General features: G+C 62.7%; 17 protein-coding genes. 5 read left to right on the top strand and 12 right to left on the bottom strand.

Features of this window, described 5'->3' with window-relative positions:
- The 5 genes from AC1Q61_RS10500 to AC1Q61_RS10480 are packed head-to-tail and all read right to left on the bottom strand — an operon-like array spanning position 1 to position 6,733.
- Positions 1-642, bottom strand: a complete 642-nt coding sequence (locus AC1Q61_RS10500; RefSeq protein WP_054780876.1) for a TetR/AcrR family transcriptional regulator — start codon at positions 640-642, stop codon at positions 1-3.
- Between the two features lie 5 nt (positions 643-647).
- A complete protein-coding gene (locus AC1Q61_RS10495) occupies positions 648-2,384 on the bottom strand; it encodes an ABC transporter ATP-binding protein (RefSeq protein WP_030536297.1) in 1,737 nt (578 codons plus the stop codon).
- Positions 2,381-4,306, bottom strand: a complete 1,926-nt coding sequence (locus AC1Q61_RS10490) for an ABC transporter ATP-binding protein (RefSeq protein ID WP_230587544.1) — start codon at positions 4,304-4,306, stop codon at positions 2,381-2,383. The genes AC1Q61_RS10495 and AC1Q61_RS10490 overlap by 4 nt, the downstream gene beginning before the upstream one ends.
- A complete protein-coding gene (locus AC1Q61_RS10485) occupies positions 4,303-5,295 on the bottom strand; it encodes an ABC transporter substrate-binding protein (RefSeq protein WP_058037023.1) in 993 nt (330 codons plus the stop codon). Before AC1Q61_RS10485 ends, AC1Q61_RS10490 begins: the two co-directional genes overlap by 4 nt.
- 55 nt (positions 5,296-5,350) lie before the next feature.
- Complete coding sequence (locus AC1Q61_RS10480) at positions 5,351-6,733, bottom strand: MFS transporter (RefSeq protein WP_030536300.1); 1,383 nt, start codon at positions 6,731-6,733, stop codon at positions 5,351-5,353.
- An 84-nt stretch (positions 6,734-6,817) separates the two neighbouring features.
- Here AC1Q61_RS10480 and AC1Q61_RS10475 point away from each other — a divergent pair, with 84 nt between their 5' ends.
- Positions 6,818-7,456, top strand: coding sequence for a TetR/AcrR family transcriptional regulator (locus tag AC1Q61_RS10475; protein ID WP_030536301.1), 639 nt, complete (start codon positions 6,818-6,820; stop codon positions 7,454-7,456).
- A 71-nt stretch (positions 7,457-7,527) separates the two neighbouring features.
- Positions 7,528-8,502 carry an ABC transporter substrate-binding protein gene (locus tag AC1Q61_RS10470; RefSeq protein ID WP_030536302.1) on the top strand — a complete coding sequence of 325 codons (975 nt, stop codon included), beginning with the start codon at positions 7,528-7,530 and terminating at the stop codon, positions 8,500-8,502.
- Position 8,503: 1 nt separating this feature from the next.
- Here AC1Q61_RS10470 and AC1Q61_RS10465 read toward each other — a convergent pair whose 3' ends face one another.
- Genes AC1Q61_RS10465 through AC1Q61_RS10445 form a run of 5 tightly spaced genes read right to left on the bottom strand, consistent with a single transcriptional unit; the run spans position 8,504 to position 13,473 of the window.
- Positions 8,504-9,544: an ABC transporter substrate-binding protein gene (locus tag AC1Q61_RS10465; protein ID WP_007728999.1), complete on the bottom strand. Its 1,041-nt coding sequence runs from the start codon at positions 9,542-9,544 to the stop codon at positions 8,504-8,506.
- Positions 9,541-10,392, bottom strand: a complete 852-nt coding sequence (locus tag AC1Q61_RS10460; RefSeq protein ID WP_050794099.1) for an ABC transporter ATP-binding protein — start codon at positions 10,390-10,392, stop codon at positions 9,541-9,543. The genes AC1Q61_RS10465 and AC1Q61_RS10460 overlap by 4 nt, the downstream gene beginning before the upstream one ends.
- A gap of 23 nt (positions 10,393-10,415) precedes the next feature.
- Positions 10,416-11,465: an iron-enterobactin ABC transporter permease gene (gene fepG, locus AC1Q61_RS10455; RefSeq protein ID WP_003946259.1), complete on the bottom strand. Its 1,050-nt coding sequence runs from the start codon at positions 11,463-11,465 to the stop codon at positions 10,416-10,418.
- Positions 11,462-12,589, bottom strand: a complete 1,128-nt coding sequence (locus AC1Q61_RS10450; RefSeq protein ID WP_003946222.1) for a Fe(3+)-siderophore ABC transporter permease — start codon at positions 12,587-12,589, stop codon at positions 11,462-11,464. The genes fepG and AC1Q61_RS10450 overlap by 4 nt, the downstream gene beginning before the upstream one ends.
- Complete coding sequence (locus AC1Q61_RS10445) at positions 12,586-13,473, bottom strand: siderophore-interacting protein (protein WP_228232781.1); 888 nt, start codon at positions 13,471-13,473, stop codon at positions 12,586-12,588. The genes AC1Q61_RS10450 and AC1Q61_RS10445 overlap by 4 nt, the downstream gene beginning before the upstream one ends.
- Positions 13,474-13,730: 257 nt before the next feature.
- Between AC1Q61_RS10445 and AC1Q61_RS10440 the strand changes: the two genes are divergently transcribed.
- Both AC1Q61_RS10440 and AC1Q61_RS10435 read left to right on the top strand, forming a co-directional pair.
- A complete protein-coding gene (locus tag AC1Q61_RS10440; protein WP_235867842.1) occupies positions 13,731-15,389 on the top strand; it encodes an ABC transporter ATP-binding protein in 1,659 nt (552 codons plus the stop codon).
- On the top strand, positions 15,386-17,143 hold the full coding sequence (locus AC1Q61_RS10435; RefSeq protein WP_193595072.1) for an ABC transporter ATP-binding protein: 1,758 nt from the start codon (positions 15,386-15,388) through the stop codon (positions 17,141-17,143). Before AC1Q61_RS10440 ends, AC1Q61_RS10435 begins: the two co-directional genes overlap by 4 nt.
- Before the next feature lie 43 nt (positions 17,144-17,186).
- Here AC1Q61_RS10435 and AC1Q61_RS10430 read toward each other — a convergent pair whose 3' ends face one another.
- Positions 17,187-18,011: a helix-turn-helix domain-containing protein gene (locus AC1Q61_RS10430; protein WP_042920975.1), complete on the bottom strand. Its 825-nt coding sequence runs from the start codon at positions 18,009-18,011 to the stop codon at positions 17,187-17,189.
- Positions 18,012-18,150: 139 nt separating this feature from the next.
- Between AC1Q61_RS10430 and AC1Q61_RS10425 the strand changes: the two genes are divergently transcribed.
- Complete coding sequence (locus AC1Q61_RS10425; protein ID WP_007729005.1) at positions 18,151-19,641, top strand: acetyl-CoA acetyltransferase; 1,491 nt, start codon at positions 18,151-18,153, stop codon at positions 19,639-19,641.
- An 80-nt stretch (positions 19,642-19,721) separates the two neighbouring features.
- Here the strand turns inward: AC1Q61_RS10425 and AC1Q61_RS10420 are convergent.
- On the bottom strand, positions 19,722-20,240 hold a 519-nt coding region (locus AC1Q61_RS10420), incomplete at its 5' end, for an HNH endonuclease signature motif containing protein (protein WP_492654886.1).

Here is a 20,240-nt window from a genome sequence, read left to right as displayed (position 1 = left end):
TCAGCCGATAACACGCTTTTCCAGGCCGTCGAGCATGATCGTGATCTTCTCGTCCAACCAACCTCGCCCGTGCCACGTCGATTCGTCGCCGATTCCCTCGATCAACGACTCCGATGCATTCCAACTTTCCTGATACGCCTGTCGCGCGGAACGTGAATCGGCGGAGCTGACGGTCTTGTCCATCGCCGCCATCATTGCGAACTGCGTCATCGTCACCTCGGAGATGAAGTCCACCGCCAATATCGCATCGTGGGGTGTGAAGCCTTGCGCAGTCAACGAACCGACCAGTTTCTCCACGATCTCGATTATCGCCGGCGGCGTGCCCGGAACTGCGAGACCGACCTGGGCCAGACCTGGATAGCGCTCGAACGAGGACCACAGAACGTCGCAGAAATCCTTCAGGAATTCGCGCCACGGACGATTCGTATCGGGCCATACAGTCTGACGCACAACATGATCCGAGCAGGCACGCAGCAGCGCTTCGCGGTCTGCGAAGTAGCGATAAAGTGCAGAATGACTGACGCCCAGCCGCTTTGCCACGCTCGGCATGGTCAGTTCACTCAGATCACCGGCGAGGGCGGCCTCGACGATGTCCACTGTCGACAACGTCGGCGGCCGCCCCGTCTTCTTTCCGGTCTGCATTCTGCTCAGCTTGCCACCAACCGCCATCCCGACGCACGGTGGCGCTGATTCCAGAACGCGGCGTAGTTCCCACCGGCTGCGAGCAGGACTTCGTGGGTGCCCACTTCGACGATCGAACCGTCGTCACCGAGCACGATGATCTGATCTGCGGCCACGACGGTCGACAGTTTGTGAGCGATCACGAGCAGTGTGCTTTCCCTGGCGAGTTCTTGCATCGCACGTTGAACGTGTGCCTCGTTCTCGGGATCGAGCGCGGCAGTCGCCTCGTCGAGCAGAACGACAGGTGCGCGTTTGAGGAGTGCGCGTGCAATGGAGACCCGCTGCCGCTCTCCACCGGACAGTGCCGTCCCGCCCTCACCGACACGGGTGTCCCAACCCCGAGGAAGCCGCTCGACGATTTCCGCGACGCCCGCGATCCGAGCCACGTCGAAGACTTCTTCGTCCGTGGCTTCGGGGCGGCCGAGGCGGATGTTCGCGATCAACGTGTCGTCGAAGAGGTACACGTCCTGGAAGACCAGAGACAGCTGCGACATCAGGTCGGCACTCGTGAGGTCCCGCACGTCGACGCCGCCGACACGCACCACACCGGAGTCGACGTCGTAGAAGCGCGAGATCAACCGGGTGACGGTGGTTTTGCCGGACCCTGACGGACCGACCAACGCCGTCAACGACTTCCGTGGCACGTCGAAGGAGATGTTTCGCAGAACCTGCCCACCGTCCGCGTATCCGAAGTCGACGGCGTCGAACTGCACTGCCGTCTCCCCCGTCGCCGTCCCGCTGGTATCGGGTTCGACCATTGGTTCAACTTCGAGGATCTCGGACATTCGCCGGATTTCATTGCGTGCCATTCTGATTGCACCGCCGAACTCGCCGATCTCACCCAGCGGCTGGATGAACCGTGCGGTCAGTCCGAGTAGCGCGATCAACGTGACCGGATCGATGTCGCCGCCGAGCGCGAGGAACGCGCCCAAGATGATCACGGCAGAGAACACGAATTGCAGGGCGATCCCGTTGACCACGGACCCGATCACCACGAACCACAGTTGTGAACGACCGGCAGTGTGTTGCGCTTCGATCGCGTCGTCGAGCGGTTCGTACACCCCGTGGGTGCGTCCGAAAGCACGCAGGACCGGTTGGCAACGCGCGTATTCGAGCACTCGATTGTTCGATTCGACGGCCGCTGCATGAGCCCGATCGTCGGCCTTGGCAGTCATCGTCGAGGCAAATCGTGCTGCCGCGAAGAGAATCGGAACGCTGATTACCAGCGCGAGCCCGAGCCGCCAGTCGAAGAACAACATGCACACGACAATGGTTGCCGGGCTGGCAATTCCGGAGATGATCGGTGTCATCAGGTGCGCAGCGGCCCCCATCACCGAGATGGTGCCCTTGCTGGCAACCTGCGATACCTGCCCGAGTCGGCCGGCGCCGAACCAGCCGAGCGGCAGAGTGACGAGATGATCTCCCAGGCGCAGATGCATCGTCCGCAGCAGAGTGAGGGCCGACTCGAAACCCTTCATCGCCTGCAGGTAGTGCGCAATCGAACTGATCACAGCGCATACGGCCATGGCGGCGAGCCACCGAACGAAACTGCCCCAGCTCTGATCGAACAGTGCCTGCACCGCAGGGACCAGAAGCGCCACTGCCAAACCCTGCATCACGCCGTACAACACTGCCCACACCAGGAACTCGCGATAACGGCCCTGATTCTGCGGGCCGAGTATCCGGAAGAGGTCGCGAATCATGAGTTGGCCTTTCCTGCTGCGTCAGACTTACCTGCGGTGTTGCGTTCAATCGAGTCGGCCCGACTGTGCTCAATCGAGTCGGCCCGACTGTGTTCAATCGAGTCGGCCCGACTGTGACTCGCCCACATCCGCGCATAGGTTGAACCACTCGCCACAAGCTGATCGTGCGTGCCCTTCTCCACGATCCGTCCGGCGTCGAGGACCACGATCTGATCGGCACTCACGATCGAAGCCAACCGGTGCGCGATCACCAGCACGGTGCGCCCCACCGTCAAACGCGACAGCGCTTCTTGGATATCGGCTTCGGACTCCGGGTCGGCGAACGCGGTTGCCTCGTCGAGCACGAGAACAGGAGTGTCCGCGAGAATCGCACGCGCGATGGAGACTCTTTGGGCTTCACCACCCGAGAATCTGGCGTCGACCCCGACCACCGAGTCGTACCCCCTCGGGAGCGCTTCGATTCGGGTGTCGATCTGCGCGGCTGCGGCAGCGGCCTTCACCTCGGCCGAAGTCGCCTGCGGTTGGGCAAGCCGAATGTTGTCGAGCACGGTCGCTTCGACCAGCTGCACGTCCTGCAGAACGAATCCGACGTGGCGGTACAGCTCGTCGGTAGCGACTTCCCTGACGTCGACACCACCGATGGCCACGGATCCGGCACGCACGTCGTGGAACCTCGGAACCAGCGTTGCCAGCGTCGACTTACCCGAACCCGAAGGTCCGACCAGCGCCGTCACCGTACCCTCCGGCAGCGTCAGATCAATGTCGGTCAGAACGTCGGCGCCGTCGTCGTATGCAAAGGAAACTCCGGAGAATCGAACTTCGTTCCCCACAGGCTTTTTCGGATGATCGGTTTCCGGCAGAGCGTCGGTTGCGAACAGCGCGATCAGTCGCGCCGCAGCGGCGGCTGCCTCACGGCGAGCCTGCATACCGAAACCGATGGTCGTCACCGACACCGGAATCACCATCGCGACAAGAGAACTGGTCAGCACATCGATGGGTGACACCCATCCGGAGTGAACGAACCACGAGCCGAGGCCAAGGTTGACCACCAGCACAACCGGTGCGCTCAACGCAATCGAGGCCAGCGCCTCGGTCCGGAGCATCGGGCGAACCCAGCCCTCGTACGAGACGGCAAACGCCTTGGCAGCGTCGCGGTATCGAGAATGTGACTGCTTGTCCTGACCGAAGGTCTTGACCACTGCGATGCCGGTGACGAACTCGACGATGGTGTTGCTGATGGCCGCGATGCCCTCATTCATCCGGCTCATCTTGACGGCCATGTCCTTGGTCATCATCGCGTAGGCGATCATGTAGATCGGGAGGGTGGCAATCGCGACCAGTCCCAGACGCCAGTCGATCGAGATCACGTAGCCGAGCCCGACGAGCGGCACCGCGATGGCGCCGGTGGTCTCGACGGCGCTGTGCGCAACCAGGTAGTGGAGATCGGAGATGTCGTTCTGCGCGGCTTTTCGCACGGTTCCGGACGAGTGGGAGGTGAACCAGCCCAGTGGAAGTCGACCCAGTGTCGCTGCGATTCGACGCCGAAGCACAGCTTGAAGATTGACATCGGCGAAGTGCGTCACGATCAATGCACCGCCTCCGAAGAACGCACGCATACCCAGACCCAAGACGACCACCCACACGATCGTCCAGACGCGAGACGAGTCGATGTCGCCGCCCACGATCAGCGTCTTACCCAACTCGGCGATGGCCACGTACGGCACGATGGCCGCGACCGCGGCGATCACCTGCATCACCATCGCGATGGTGGTCCGTGTACGAACTGGCGCAAGGAGTTCGCGAAGCGCGCTCTTGTGCGCCGCCGCTTCAGCTTTGGCTTGCGAGGCTTCGGCCGTCGCTCCTTGTGATGCGTCGGCCTCTTCAGATGAAATGTCTGCTTTCGTGGCCTGTGTCGTCGTCATTTCGAGAACGCCTTCCATCGGGTAACTGCGTCGGCGTCGGATGCGATGCGGCCTTGGAGTTCCGCGCCGGTGAGAGTGCGATCGGCAAGAGCCTCGAGGTCTTCGAGGATCCAGTAGACCGCGAAAGGATAACTGCCGAACCAAAGTTCACCGCTCACGTCTGCCGTGCGTCCGGCCTTTACTGCGGAGATCTCGTTGAACAGTGGATTTGCGTGAACTAGAGCGCCGTCGTAGATGTTGCCCGAGGTCACGACCATCGCGTCCGCCGCATGCTGTCCGACCTCCTCGCCGGACACCGAAGACGTGGCAACACCTGTGTTGGGGCCGATCTTCGCGTCGAGTTCGGCTTGCGGGCGCCCGAAACCGGCTTCCTCGATGATCGAGGACATCGGCGACTGTGGGATGACGGTGTAGATGCCGCCGGAGAATCCCACCAGCACTGACAGTGTCTGCGGTTGCGCCTCGACCGTTCCGGATACTTCGGCAAATTTGGCCTCGAGCCTCGACACGATTTCGCGAGCTTCGGACTCTCGACCCAGTGCAGTCGCCGCGGTATTCAGAACTTCGCGCCACGGCGCCGCATAGGCGAGCACCGTCGTCGGGGCAATCTCGTTGGCCTGCACGGTGATCGACGTCAACGAGCCGACATCACTGAGCAGGATTCGGTCAGGATGAACGGCCGCGATCTGCTCCACATCTGGTGATTGGAAGAACGTCGGTTTGTCGACGACCTCGATCCCCTCACTCTGCAATATCTCCTTCGCCGCCTGCGACTGCAGCGTGGCGAAGACCGTATCGGGCTTGACCCCGAGCGTGAGTGCGTTGAGCGCTGCGAACTCGTCCAGTGCGAGCAGTTTCTGAGGTGCAGGTACGGCCGACGACTCGCCTGTTTCCGATGCGTCTGCGTCATCGCCGCCCACGGAGCAACCGACAAGCGCCGTTGCTGTCGCTGCGAGTGCCGTTGCTCGCAGGCCCCACTGCTGCCGCATCCTTCTCTCCCCGCTTTAGTTACACGCTGTCTCGATTAGGGGAGCCTACAATAAGTCACGCCTTTTGTGCAGTCCTCGTCGCTGGAAGTGCAATCGCCGGCAGACAGGCGACAACACTGATGACGGCACCCATCACGAACGCCAGCGCGAACGAGTCGCCGGAAATGCCGATCGCCAGGACCGCTGTGGTCACCGGGGCGCCCACCGCCGAACCGACGGTTCTGATCACACTGTTGACTCCACTGGCTGCTGCCATTTCCGATGGCGGGACGATCGAGGCAACCAACAGAGCACAGACCGCGAACCCCACGCCGTTCCCCGATCCGACGAGGGAAAAGAACGCCACGATCGCAACCACCGAACTCGGCCAGATCGCGAGTCCGACTGCGCCCGCCGCCATGAGGGCCAGCGCTATGACAGCGGGCACCCGCGGCCCGAATCGCCGCGCGAGAGCCGGCGTCAAGCGGCCACCGAGAAAGACGAGGACAGCGGCGGGCAAGAGCGCCAAGCCGGTCTGCACAACGGTGAATCCGCTTCCATACGTGGACGTTTCCGGCGCCTGGAGGATCCGCGGCAGACAGAGATAGAAAATGTACGGCACGAACCCGAACACCAGGGTGAGTGCGCTGGTGATCATCATCGGCTTGTCCCGAAAAACTCGCATGTCGACGATCGGCGCGTCGTGGCGGGAATCGACGGCAATCAGTGTCGCGAACGAAACGAACGCGACTACCACCAGACCCCAGAATCCGAGCGACAAAACTCCCCAGTCGGAGGCTTTCGTGATCGCCAATAGCAGGCTCACCAATCCGAACGCCAGAGCGCCGGCACCGGCCCAGTCCGTCGGCATACCCGGGCGGCGATGCGAGCCCGGAACCACGGCCACCACTGCGACCAATGCGAGCACGATCAAGATCCCGGTGATCACGAACAACCACTGCCAACTGAGATACTCGAGGATGACACCGCCGATCACCAGTGCACTTCCGGCACCGATTCCCAAAGTCCCAGCGAGCCAACCTATCCCTGAAGACAACTCGGGACCTACTACCGTTCTCCGCAGTACTGCCATCGCAAGCGGGAAGCTCGCCATGCTCACTCCCTGGACAGCTCGAACGACAAGCAGCACCCCGATATTCGGGGCGGCTGCCGCGGCAAATGTCGCGAGAGCGAAGATGATCAGGACGATCACCAGGACTCGCTTGTCGCCGAATCGGTCACCCATCGCGCCGACTATCGGAGCCATCACCGCGGCCGCCAACAGGTACGCCGTCAGGATCCAGCCGGTCACCGCCACGGACGTGTCGAAATGCTCACCCAACACCGGCAACGCCGGTACCAGCATGGTCTGCATGAGCGAGTAGACGAGTACCGCCCCCGCAAGCGCGGCGATCACCCGGCTCCCGGATCGCGTGGGCGCCTCCGCCAAGGTTGTCATCGACACCTTCCTCCAATCATGAATCGAATCGGAACGGAACACTCCGTTCCGATTGAGTAAACCATGCATTGCTAGCCTGTGGGAATGGCGAAAGAGAATGCGAGCCTCCCCGGACGCGCCCGAGAAGCCGCAGACAACGACGTCACCGTACTGCGAGCAGCGCGCGAGATTTTTGCCGAACAGGGTTGGAATGCACCGGTATCGGCAATTGCCACCCGGGCCGGAGTGGGAGTAGGCAGCATCTATCGCCGATACCGAGGCAAGGAGGAACTGGCGCAATCCCTGCGCGTCTGGGCGATCGACCACCTCGCCACCCTCGCCCGAGAGTGCATGAGCACCGCGAAAACCGATGAAGCCGTATTGAAGACGTTCTTCTCGCGATATCTCACCGAATCAGTGGGACCGCTCATTCCGGTCCTCGGCGGCAAGTTACCTGAACACGCCGAAGTCACTCGTGCCGCCGAAGAATTGGAGGCCGCACTGCAATCGATGGTCGACGTCTGCATCGACGCTCGCGAAGTCCCGCCCGACTTCACTGCTGCTGACGTCATGCTCATGACAGTGCATCTGCGGCCGACTCTGCCGATCGAGGGTGATCGAGCCACCGAAATACACACGCGCTATCTCGACTTCATGCTCGACGGACTTCGTGGCGGAACACCTCGACCAACGATCACTCCCCCGTCCTGGAGCGAATGGCTTCAGATGTGGCAGGGCAACTGACCCCGAGAACACCCGAATGACATGTCAGGTTAGGCTTACCTAGCTTATTTCGCCATGTTCGGAAGGTTCTCATGAAAATCAATCGCCGGCTCGCCGGCTTCGCCACACTACCCGCCGTCGCCACGCTCCTACTCGCCGGTTGCGGAAGTAGCGACGCAGCGCCCTCTACCGAGACCAGGTCTGCCGACCAGTCCTGGAGTTACACAACGGGATACGGAAACACGATCACCCTCGACCACGCCCCGGAGCGGATCGTCGTCGACGCGTACTCCGCTGCGGCTCTGTGGGACTACGGCATTCGGCCGGTCGGCATCTTCGGTTACGGCGTCGGCAATCCAGACGTCACCGATCGCGCTGACGAGTCGACGATGACCGTCGTCGGCCGTGAAGGTGAACTCAGCGCGGAAGCTCTTGCGGCGCTGGACCCAGACCTGGTCATCGGGTACGGCAACAGCGACGACCCGACACGATGGACTTGGTGGGACGAGCCGATGGGCAAGACCGTCAACAATGTTGCACCGTTTGTCGGCGTCAAGTTCTCCGGAGCCTCGACACCGGACGTGTTGAACGAGTACGCCTCACTCGCCGAAGCACTCGGCGGGAACACCGACACAGCCGCAGCACGCGAGGGCAAGGAAGCATTCGAATCCGGTGCGGAGCGCATCCGAACTGCTGCGGCCAAGGTCGACGACATCGAAGTCCTCGCCCTGAACGGTGACAGCTCCGAGTTGTACGCAGGCACAACTGCGCTCGCTCAGTTCGGTTACCTGAAGGAACTGGGCGTGAAGTTCACCGGTCCGGGAGGCGACAAGGGCTGGGCCGATCTCAGCTGGGAACAGGTACCGGACTATCCGGCGGACATCGTGTTCCAGTTCGCGAAGTCGGCAGAGGCATTCGCGGCATCACCTGTGTTCGTCAAGCTGCCCGCGGTGACCGCGAACCAGGTGATCGACTTCGACGACAAGCGTCCCAACACCTACGCCAATTACGGCGCCTGGTTCGAGCAGGTTGCACAACTACTCGACCAGGCCCGCAACGTCGCCTGAATTACTGCCCAGCAGTGATTCGCCCGGCCGCTTCCTCGAGAACGTCGAGGAAGATGGCCGCGGTGAGCGCAAATCCTTGGTTGTATCGCGCGTCGCTGGTCAACACGTTGCCCGCTTGAACTGCAGGCAACCGCTGCCACGTCGGCTGCGTCTTGATCGCGTCGAGCGCTTCCTGATCGCGTGCTTGAGCGATGATCACATCCGCCGGAGCCAAGGTGTCGAGTTGCTCGAACGACAACTCGAACGAGTTCTCTGCATTGTCGTCGTCACGGAAAAGCACGTCCAGGCCGGCATCGAGTGCAACACTGATTCGCAGATTCCGCTGATGCACAAGGAAGCCCGTCGGCGTCTGAACGCCGAACACGATCTTCTTTCCGCCCAGCTTCTCCTGCAACATCGGTCGCAGTCTCGCGAGCTTGTCGTCGTACTCCGCAATGGAAGCCTCGGCGATCGTCACCCGGTCGAGCTGGCTCGCCTGCGCCATCAGAGCACCTCGCCAGTCGACCGGGTGCCCGGCAATCGGTTCGACGTCGTCGCCGACGACCAACAGCGGCGCGATGGAAGACAATCGCTCGGTGCCGTACCAGTCACTGGTGTATCCGATCGCAGTGATGACGATCAGATCGGGCTCGAGAGCGAGCAGAGCCTCGAAGTTGGTGGAGAAGTCGCCGGCGACGTTGACGAAGCTCGCGTCCTCGATGGTGCGGCCGGGAAACTGGAATCCTGCCTTGGCGTCGGGGAACCAGAAGTTGCCCGATCCGACGATCGGGTAGTCCATCATCATCGCGAATTCGAGGTCGACGCGGCCGTCGAGCACCACCACACGCTTCGGGTCGCGCGGAACGTCGCCGCTGAACTCGGCCCACGTGTACGGGAGAGTGTCACTGGCAGAGTCGGATTCGCCATCGGAGCTTCCGCAGGCGCTCAGCGCCAATGCTGCAGCCACACCAGCTGCGCCACCGAAGAATCGGCGTCGCGAAATGCGGTCGACGATCTGAGCCCACTCCGTGTCGGTAACCTGCGCATCCAGGACGAGTGTCATACCTTTGCTCCTTCGATGTTTCGCTGACGCTCGCGTCCCAGCGGAATGACCAGCGGTGTGTGGGAAACCGGATCGTCGATGATGCGGCACGCCATGCCGAACACCTCCTGCACCAGTTCTTCGGTGATGATCTCCGCGGGCGGGCCCTCGGCGACCACCGCGCCGTCCTTCATCGCGATGATGTGAGTTCCGTAGCGGCACGCGTGATTGAGATCGTGAAGCACCGCCACCAGCGTGTGTCCGTCGTTCTCGTTCAGATCGCGGCAGAGTTCCAGCAGCTCGATCTGGTGCGCGATGTCGAGGAACGTCGTCGGCTCGTCCAGTAGCACCAACGGAGTCTGCTGCGCGAGAACCATAGCTACCCAGACACGTTGGCGCTGACCACCGGACAGTTCGTCGACCGGCCTGGCCGACAGATCCGTGACCTTGGTTGCCTCCATCGCCTTGATGACGGCGGCCTCGTCCTCTCGGGACCACTGGCGGATCAGCTTCTGGTGCGGATAACGCCCTCGCGCAACCAGATCGGCGACTTTGATTCCGTCCGGCGCGATCGACGTCTGCGGCAGAAGCCCGAGTCGCCTCGCAACTTCCTTTGCCGGGTACGACGTGATCGCCTTACCGTCGAGAAGGACCTTGCCGGTGGTCGGCTTGAGCAACCGGGACAGCGCACGCAGAAGCGTCGACTTGCCGCAGGCATTGGGACCGACGATGACGGTGAAGCCACCGTCGGGGATTTCGACGTCGAGGTGTTCCGAGATGACGCGCTTGTCGTAACCGATCGTGACGTCCTCGGCGCGAAGCCGATTCGTCCTTTCGACCACGACGGCGGCCGTACTTGTCTCGTTCACGCTGTTCCTCGTTCCTTCACCGATCACTGCTTACGTGCCTCTCGCGCGAGAAGCCATACGAAATAGATGCCACCGATGGAGACGGTGACGACGCCGACCGGCAACTGTGTCGGCGCGAAAGCTCGCTGCGCCACCCAGTCGCTGACCATCAGCAACGCGCCACCCATTGCTGCCGACGGCAGCAGGGTCACTCCGGCACTACCGGTCAATCGCCTCACCAACTGCGGAGCCGCAAGAGAGACGAACCCGATGGGACCGGCCGCTGCTGTCACCATGGCCGTCAGGGCGACGCCGAGAACAACCAGGGAAAGCCGCGTGGGTTCGGCCCGGACGCCGAGCGCCTTGGCGGCGTCGTCGCCCATCTCGAGCATCTGCATCCGCCTGCCCAACACCAGGATCAGCGGAACGAGGATGGCCAGCACGACGACCACCGGCCACACCTGAGTCCAGCCGAGGCCGTTCAACGAACCGGCACCCCACACTGCGGCAGCCATGGCGTCGTCAAGTTTCGCCTTGAGGATCATCCAGGTGTTGACCGAGCCCAACATCGCGCTGATGGCGATACCGACGATGATCAACCGGAATCCCTGCACACCTCGCTTGTACGCAAGGAGATAAACAACTGCTGCGGTGGCGATTCCGCCCACCAGAGCACCGACTGCGATCTCGTAGTAAGTACCACCGATGAGGAGGATGACCACCAGAGCGCCCGTGTACGCACCGGAGTTGAAGCCGATGATGTCCGGGCTACCCAACGGGTTCCTGGTCAGCGATTGGAAGATCGCACCGCTCATACCGAGCGCCGCACCGAGCATCAGCGCCAACAGAACTCGGGGCAGACGCCATTCCACGACGACCATGTGGATACGCGCGGGGGCTTCGCCGAACAGTGCACCGAGGACGTCCCCGATCGGCACTTGGTAGTCACCACTACCGAGCGCGATGACACCGATGGCCAATGCAAGCGCAACGAGGACGAGGCAGACTGTGACCGTGCGGACGTCGATCCGCGCGGACCAGCCTTCTTTGGGTGAGCGCACCACCGTGGTGGCGCGCCCGAAATCGATGCTCACAGACCGCTCACCTTGCTTCGACGCACCAGCATGATCAGCACCGGAGCGCCGATGAAGGCCGTGACGATGCCGACCTGAAGTTCACCCGGGCGCAGCACGATTCGGCCGACGACGTCGGAGAAGAGAAGAAGAATCGGCGAGCACACCAACGTGTACGGGAGAATCCATCGCTGATCCGGTCCGACGAACCATCTCGCGACGTGCGGAACCATCAAACCGACGAATCCGATCGGCCCGGCCGCAGCTGTCGCCGCGCCGCACAGCAATGTCACCGCGATGACACCGAGGATGCGAGTACGAGTGATGTTGGCACCGAGCGAACGTGCCAGATCGTCACCCAGGGCCACCGCGTTGAGTTGGCGCGCCAACGCGAGCGCCAGGAAGAGCCCGATGAGAATGAACGGTGCGACGGCGAGAACGATTTCCAACGAACGCCCGCTGAGTGAGCCGGCATTCCACTGGCGCATCTGGTCGAAGGCGGTCGGGTTGAGCAAGGTGATCCCGGACGAGATGCCGCCGAGCACGGAGCCGATGGCAACACCGGCAAGCGTCAGCCGAATGGGCGTCGCACCACCTCGACCGATCGAGCCCAGCGTGTAGACGATCGCCGTGGCTATCACCGCTCCGAGGAAAGCGAACCATATGTACGACCAGATGCTGGTCAAGCCGAAGACCGCGACGGCAACGACCATCGCGAAGCCCGCGCCGGCATTGACACCGAGAATTCCTGGATCAGCCAAGGGATTTCGTGTCATCGCCTGGATGAGGCCACCGGCCACACCCAGTGCCATACCGACTATCAGACCGAGCAGAGTACGCGGTAGTCGCAGGTCACGGATGATCACGTGATCGTTCGAGTCGTCGTAGTTCACCAGCGCGTCGATCACGGTCCCGAACGGAATGGTCTTCGATCCCACCGCGATACTCAGAAGGAGCACGGCGGCGAGCACCACCAGGCACACCAGAAGACCCGCCATACGACGAGAGTTGGTCGACACCAGGCCGTCCGGTTGCTTCTGCTTCTCGTGCAGCGACTCGTCGATCAGTTCTTCGGTGTGTTTGTCGACTGCACTCTTGTCCGCCGCACCGCTGTCGACAGCACTCTTGTCGAATCCAACGGTCACAAGCCGGCGCTCTCTAGAGTCTTCTCGACCTCGTCGCGGATCTCTTCCTCGTCGCGGTCCGATTCCCAAGCCGCATCGAGTGCCGCGCGGACACTTTCGTCGAGGGCCTCGTACTTCGCGTTCCACACCTCGGCTTTGTACGTCCAGTAGCCGATGACCTTGTACTGCTCACCCGGCAACTTCAGTTCGTGGCGAAGGTACTTGCGGATGTCACGGAGCATCGTGCTCTCGCCTGCAACCCACACGTATCCGAGTTCGGTGGGCAAGTTCATCGCGCGAACCGCGTCCGGCAACTTCGACGGTGCAACACCGTTGCCACTGCCGACCAGCCAGATGAACTCGACGTCGGCGTCCGAGGTGATCTGCTGCTTGTGAGACTCGTCCACCACCTCGACGATCGCCTTGGCCGACATCCCGGCGGGCAACTGTTCGATCAAGCGCCCGAGTGCGGGGAGTCCAGTCGCGTCGGCGACGAACACCTGCCAGCGTGCGTCGGCCGGGGGCTCGTAGAGGCCACGAGACTCGCCGATCGCCAACTTGTCACCGATCTCGGCCTTCTGTGCCCAGTCGCTGGCGATACCACCCTCGTGAACGACGAAGTCGATCGTCATGCAGCTGGTTTCGGAATCGAACCGTCGCACGGTGTACGGCTGGCACGGGGACGGTTCCTCTCCCTCCGGGTATCGCCAACCGCGCGGTGCATCCGGATCTTCCGCCGGAAGAACGAACTTGCCTGTAGCCGGGACCGGGAAGTGGAGGCGCAGGTATTCGTCACCGGTACCGGTGGTTTCGAAGGCGGTCAGCTCCTCCCCACCGAACACGATACGAACCATTCCCGGGGTCACGTACTCCTTGTGAAGTACCTCGCCGAACACAAGACTCACAACAATCTCCAACATCGATGGAACATGAACCGGACCCAAACACGAGGATCCATCCGACTTCCGGACATAGTTAACCCGTGCTAAGTAAGGTAGACCTTAATTTATTGCAGTGTCGTCGATGAGTCGATGCCTTCTCCGCTGCAACGGGGCCAACTACTATCGCAATTCGGCCAACGCAATACGTATGGCCTGTTCACGACAAGTATTGGCACCGGTGTGACTTCTGACTACCGCCCACGATCCCTAGCGTGGACCCAGTGCCTTCGACACCACTTCTTTCGGCCGAGACAAACGGTCCCCCAACCAGCCCGGCGATCACGCCGCGTCAGGTAATCACACGCGCGATCGCTTCCGAAGGTCGCGGAGCCAAGCTGGCGGCCGCGTCCGTCGGCTTCACCGGCCACCAGGTCGCGGAAGCGTTGGTGCCGGTGGTGATCGGTGCGGTGATCGACCGTGCTGTGGCGACCAGCGATGCCGCAGCGCTCGGAAAGTGGATCCTCGTTCTCGGAATTCTCTTCACCGGCTTGTTGCTCAGTTGGCGCTTCGCGGCGCGCATCTCCGATTCCGTCACCGAGCACGGAGCACATCGCTTGCGGATGGACATCGCGCGCCGAGGCCTCGATCCGCACGGCATGTCGCCGCGGCGTATGCCGGGCGAGGTCTACTCGATTGCAACATCCGACGCGGGTTCGGTGGCCGGATTCACGCACACGCTGAGCACCAAACTTGCGGCCGCCTGCGGAGTGCTGACCGCCGCGATTTCGCTACTGGTGATCTCGGTGCCACTCGGCCTGCTCGTCATCCTCGGCACTCCCCCGGTGCTGGCTCTCATGCAGGTGGTCAGTCGGCCGCTCGAACGCCGAGCCGAAACAGATCAATGGCAGGGCGCCAAGGCCGGCGCGCTAGCCGCAGATCTACTCTCCGGACTCCGAATCCTCTCCGGAATCGGCGCCGGAGATGCTGCAGCGCAGCGGTATCGGGGAGCCAGCCGGACTTCGTTGGAAGCAACCCTTCGCGCACAGAGATACCAAGCGATGTACTCCGCCGCCAACGTTGCGATCGCCGGCGCTTTCCTCGCCGTCATCGCGTACGTGGGCGGACGGATGGCAGCGTCCGGGAGCATCTCGGTCGGTGAATTCGTTGCCGTGGTTGGTCTGGCACAGTTCCTTCGGGGTCCGTTGATCGACATCATCTACTTCGGCGCCGGTCTGGCACGGGCGCGTGCTTCCGCCAACCGCGTCGCAGCACTTCTCGGGACCACCGAGGCTGTGACTCCCGCGGGTGAACCTGTGTCCCTGAATCACTCCGAGTTCCTGACGCTGCGCGACGTCGTGTTGGCCGGAGCGTCACCAGTCGATCTCGACGTCAAACGCGGCGAGATCATCGGCATCGTCACCGAGAATGCCGCATGGGCGGATGCGTTGGTCGACGCACTGGCGCGTCGAATCGAGCCTTCGAGCGGAACAATTCATCTCGGCGACAACGCCATTCACGAGCTGCACATCGACGAACTTCGCACTCACGTTCTGGCAGCACCGCACGACGCGGCACTGTTCATCGGCACAGTCGGCGACAACATCGACGCCCTCGCACCGATCGGCAGCCGCAACGACGAGGCCATCGCCGCTGCTGCGGCAGATCAAGTGATCTCGGCACTGCCGCTCGGCCTCGCAACCCGAGTCACCGAGCAAGGGAATTCTTTGTCCGGCGGTCAGCGTCAGCGCATCGCGTTGGCGAGGGCACTGGCGAGCGAAGCTCCCGTCCTGGTCCTGCACGATCCCACCACTGCCGTCGACTCCGTCACCGAAGCGCGCATTGCTCGCGGGATCGCCGAGGTACGCGGGGCGCACGCCACAATACTTCTGACCAGCAGCCCCGTGCTGCTCGATATCTGCGATCGGGTGATCGAGCTGTGAACGAACTACTCCCCACCGCAACACCGAAACAAGCGCGGCGCGCGGCACTTCGGTTGATGGGACCCCACCGGATTTCCGCGATCGCAGCAGTCGTCACCCTGACCGCCGCGACCGCGATCGGTCTGCTCACACCGCTGGTCCTCGGCGCCATGGTCGACGCCGTGACCGACGCAGACGGCGACGCTGTCTCTCGCATCGGCACACTGACTCTCGCGTTGGTCGGTATCGCGGTTGCCTCATCCCTTCTCGTCGGAGTGAGCAACTACCTGCTCGCCGGCGTCGGCGAGCGCGTTGTCGCCGACCTTCGCGAAGAAGTCGTCGTCCGGGTTCTCGACCTTCCGCAGAGCGACGTCGAACGGGCCGGGCGCGGAGATCTCGTCTCCCGCATCACCGGCGACGTGCGGTTGGTGACCCGGGCCGTATCCGAAGCACTTCCGGTTTTTGCCACCGCGGCACTGACCATCGTGTTGACCCTGATCGGATTGGGTAGCCTCGATTGGAGATTCGCCGTCGCCGCGGTGATCGCGGCACCCATCCAGATCCAGGCGCTGCGCTGGTACCTCTCGAGGTCGGCACCGGTCTACCGCGAGGAGCGGGAGGCAGAAGGTGCACGTGCGCAACAGCTCCTGGACTCGCTGAGCAACTCCGACACCGTCGGATCGCTTCGCCTGGCCGAGTCGCATCTCGAACAGATCGAATCTCGATCGATGACGGCCGTCCGGCTGAGCTTGTTGACCACGCGTCTACGCACCAGGTTCTTCGGCCGGCTCAACATCGCGGAGTTCATCGGCCTGTCCGCTGTGCTGATCACCGGCTTCTGGCTGGTGAAAGACGGTCAGATCAGCATCGGTGCCGCCACCGCCGCAGCCCTGTTCTTCCACCGCCTCTTCGATCCGGTGGGCGCGGTTCTCAGCGTGTTCGACGAATTGCAGGAAGGCACAATCGCGATGGCTCGCCTGGTCGGAGTCACGCTTGCGCCCGTGCCATCCGCACCGACCGATCCGCAGGAACCTGTCGACAGCTCAGCTTCTTTGGAACGCGTCACATTCTCGTACCGAAGCGGCGACGCTCCTGTTCTGCGAGACATCGACATCACCATTCCGGCAGGAACCGTCACCGCACTGGTGGGCGCTACCGGAGCCGGAAAATCTACAGTCGCAAAGCTGATCGCGGGAACCTACGAACCGACCGAAGGCGTCGTGAAGATCGGGACGGTGCCCCGGAACGAACTGCCACCGTCGACATCTCGGAGCGCGGTGGCCCTCGTGACTCAGGAGGTCCACGTCTTCGCCGGCACGTTGGCCGAGGATCTGCGGCTGGCCGACCCGTCGGCAACCGACAACGACATCACCGCGGCGCTCGATACCGTCGGCGCGTCGGATTGGCTGCGGGCTCTCCCGGACGGACTCGAAACCGTGGTCGGAGACGGTGGACACCGGCTGACCGCAACACAGGCACAACAACTTGCGTTGGCAAGAATCGAATTACTGGATCCGCCGCTGCTGATTCTCGACGAGGCGACCGCCGAAGCGGGCAGCGCCGGAGCCAGGGTCCTCGACGATGCCGCTCTCGCTCTGACCCGAGGTCGCACTGCTGTCACAGTGGCACACCGACTCTCACAGGCCGTCGACGCCGATCAGATCCTGGTGATGGACGACGGCCGCGTCGTCGAGCACGGCTCTCACGACGAGTTGGTCAACCTCGGGGGTCGGTACGCGGAGCTGTGGGAAGCGTGGTCCGCTCCGCGGAGTTGACCGCGACGGTTGCACCGAGCACTTCCGCCCGGTGCAACCCAACTCAAGCGTGCAGAAGGTACGGCACCGATTCCGGCGCCACGCTCCCCTTGTTCATCATGCTGCCGGGTGTGCGGCCGGTGACCCGGCGGAACACTGCGACAAAGGCACTCGGAGTTTCGTATCCGACCCGCCTACTGACAACCGAAACCGGCACTCCAGCAGCTAAATACGTCAACGCTGCGCGGACACGTACCTGAATTCGCCACTGCGCAAAAGTCATTCCCGTGCCCTGAGCGAACACACGCGTCAGCGTACGGACGCTACCGCCAGCCGTCAGCGCCCATTCGGACAGCGACCGCTGGTCTGCCGGATTGGCGACCAACGCTTCGGCAACGAACAACGCTCGCGGATCGGTCGGCATCGGAACCTCCACCGCAGCGACTTCGAGCGGCTGCAACATGTCGAAGGCCACCCGCTCGGCGCGACTGCGCGCCTCGTCGGGCATGTTCCGCCGATGCATGTGCAGGAGTACCTCACGCAGGAGAGCGCTGACACCGAACAAGCCCGGAACACCCGACGGCGCCTCGTGAGCCTCGGGCCGGAAGTAGGTGCAGAAGAACTCCGTACCCGGACCGGCCTTCACGGCATGCAACGCCCCGGCAGGCAGCCACAGTCCGGCCGAAGGCGGCACCTCCCAAGTGATGCCGTCAGCGACAACCGTGAGCATTCCACCGGAGTTTCCCCAGATCAGCTCATGTTCAGGATGACGATGCGGGGCCCACTGCCGCTGATGAGAGAGCTTCAGAGTCACCGTTGTCATCGAGTAGGGGTGATCGATGGAACGCGGCCCCACGGGCACCGAAATTCTCTCTGCCACAGCTGTCATGAAGACGAGTATAGGACTTTCGTTAGGCATACCTAAATAGGAACCCGAAAATCGTTGACTGTGACCCCAGAGTTACACATACCAGGGTCCCCGATATCGTGACTGCAACTCCCGGCTACGGGTCGGCAACGAGAGGTACATGATGGTTGACGCATCACGAATCCCGGTCATCGTCGGCGTCGGCGATCTGCGCTGGAATCCTGCCGACGGGCACCGCGAACCCCTCGATCTGATTCACGACGCCACCGTCGCCGCGTTGAACGACAGTGGACACGCTGAACTGGGAACACAGATCGATTCCGTGTTCGCGATCAAGACAGTCAGCTGGTCGTACGACGATCTCCCCGGGCTACTCGCCTCACGATTAGGCGCGACCCCCACGGTCACCTCTACCTCGCCGATCGGTGGCCACTGGCCCGCGGCGCTCCTCGATCGGATCGGCGCGGCCATCGCTCGCGGTGAATCCTCGGCTGCTCTGCTCGTGGGCGGCGAATCGCACGCCAGCAGTACCGCCCTGCGAAAGTCCGGAGTCGCCCCCGACTCGATCGGGTGGACAGCCGCGCCCGGTGGGCCTCCCGGATTCGATCCGACCGACCTGGGAAGCCCTGAAATGCAGCGCGCCGGTTTCATCGTGCCTACGCGCGTCTACCCGCTCTTCGAGAACTGTTTCAGCGCTGCCGAGGGCCACGACGCCGGTGAATCGCTCGACTGGTCCGCGCGGATGTACGCCGCATTCTCGGAACTGGGTTCGAAGAATCCCGCCTCCTGGACGTCGGAGATCCGATCGGCAGACGAGATCGGCACCGTCGGCCCCGGCAATCGGATGGTCTCCGAGCCGTACCCGCTGATGCTCAACGCCATGCCTTTCGTCAATCAGGCTGCGGCCGTTGTCGTCTGCTCGTTGTCGACGGCCCGCGAGTTCGGGATCGATGAAAGCAAACTGGTGTACCTCTGGGGCGGCGCTGGTGCGAGTGATCCGTTGGACATCCTCAGCCGCAACAGCTTCGACAGCTCGGCCGCGATGCATGACGCCGTACATCGCACACTCGACGGTGCCGGAGTCGGCGCCGACGCACTCGACATCGTCGATGCCTACAGCTGCTTCCCGATCGTGCCCAAGCTGTTGATCCGCGAACTCGGACTTCCCGATACCGCGATCCCAAGCGTCACCGGAGGACACTCGTTCTTCGGCGGACCGCTCAACAGCTACACCCTGCATTCCGTCGCTGAAGTCACCAGGCGAATTCGCGACGGCGCGAACCTTGCCCTCGTCCACGGCAACGGTGGATTCCTCACCTACCAGCACTGCGTACTGCTGTCGTCTGCCGCTCATGCCGACGGGTACGTCGGTGATCCCGACGCACGCGCTTTGACCGCGGAGGCTCCGGAACTGATCACCGATTACCAGGGCACTGCAAAAATTGTCACTGCCTCTGTCGAATACGGTCGCACCGGGGAGCCTGAGATCGGGTTCGTGATCGCGGCAACGCCGGACGGCCGCCGCGTCGCCGGTCACACCGGTCCCGAGAATGCCTCCGAACTGACCCAGCTTCGCGGTGACAACCCTCCGTCGATCGGGCGAACTGTTCACATCAGCGACGAGAACGGGCGACTCACGCTCACGTTCTGACAGTAGCGTTCTGACAGTAGACAGCCGTGAGCACCGGGGCATGGTGATGCCCCGGTGCTCACGTCTTCAGTTGTCGCGATTCACGCCGCCGTGGGTGGGCTGTTCCCGCCGATCGGCTGCTGATACGGATCCACCGACATCGGCGGATAAAACACCGTCTTCCGATCCGGCCCGATCTCCACCCGCCACTCCGTGTGGTGCAGCGTCCGATGGTGATGACCGCACAACAAGATCAGATTGTCGAGATCTGTTGGGCCGCCATCGTTCCAGTGAACAATATGGTGGGCATCGCACCACCCCGATGGTGTCCCGCATCCCGGGAACGCGCACCCACCATCACGAACCGCCAACGCCCGCCGCTGGGGTACCGTCGCGGTCCTTGCTTCTTTGCCGCAGTCGAGCGGAACCCCGTTCTCGTCCAACAAAATCCGGGTGACCGTGCAGTCGCAGGCCAACATCCGTGCGGTGTCGATACTGATCGGGCCCACCCAATCCGTCCACGCGAAACCCAGTTCCTGAGTCGACGGCAAGAGGTCTTTCAGAACTTTAAGGTCTGTCATATCTTTCGCCGACGCAGTCACCGTGATGTGCGGTTTAAC

This window comes from Rhodococcus sp. MPR-R1B, from assembly GCF_058793255.1.
This window is presented reverse-complemented; position numbering and strand designations above follow the sequence as displayed.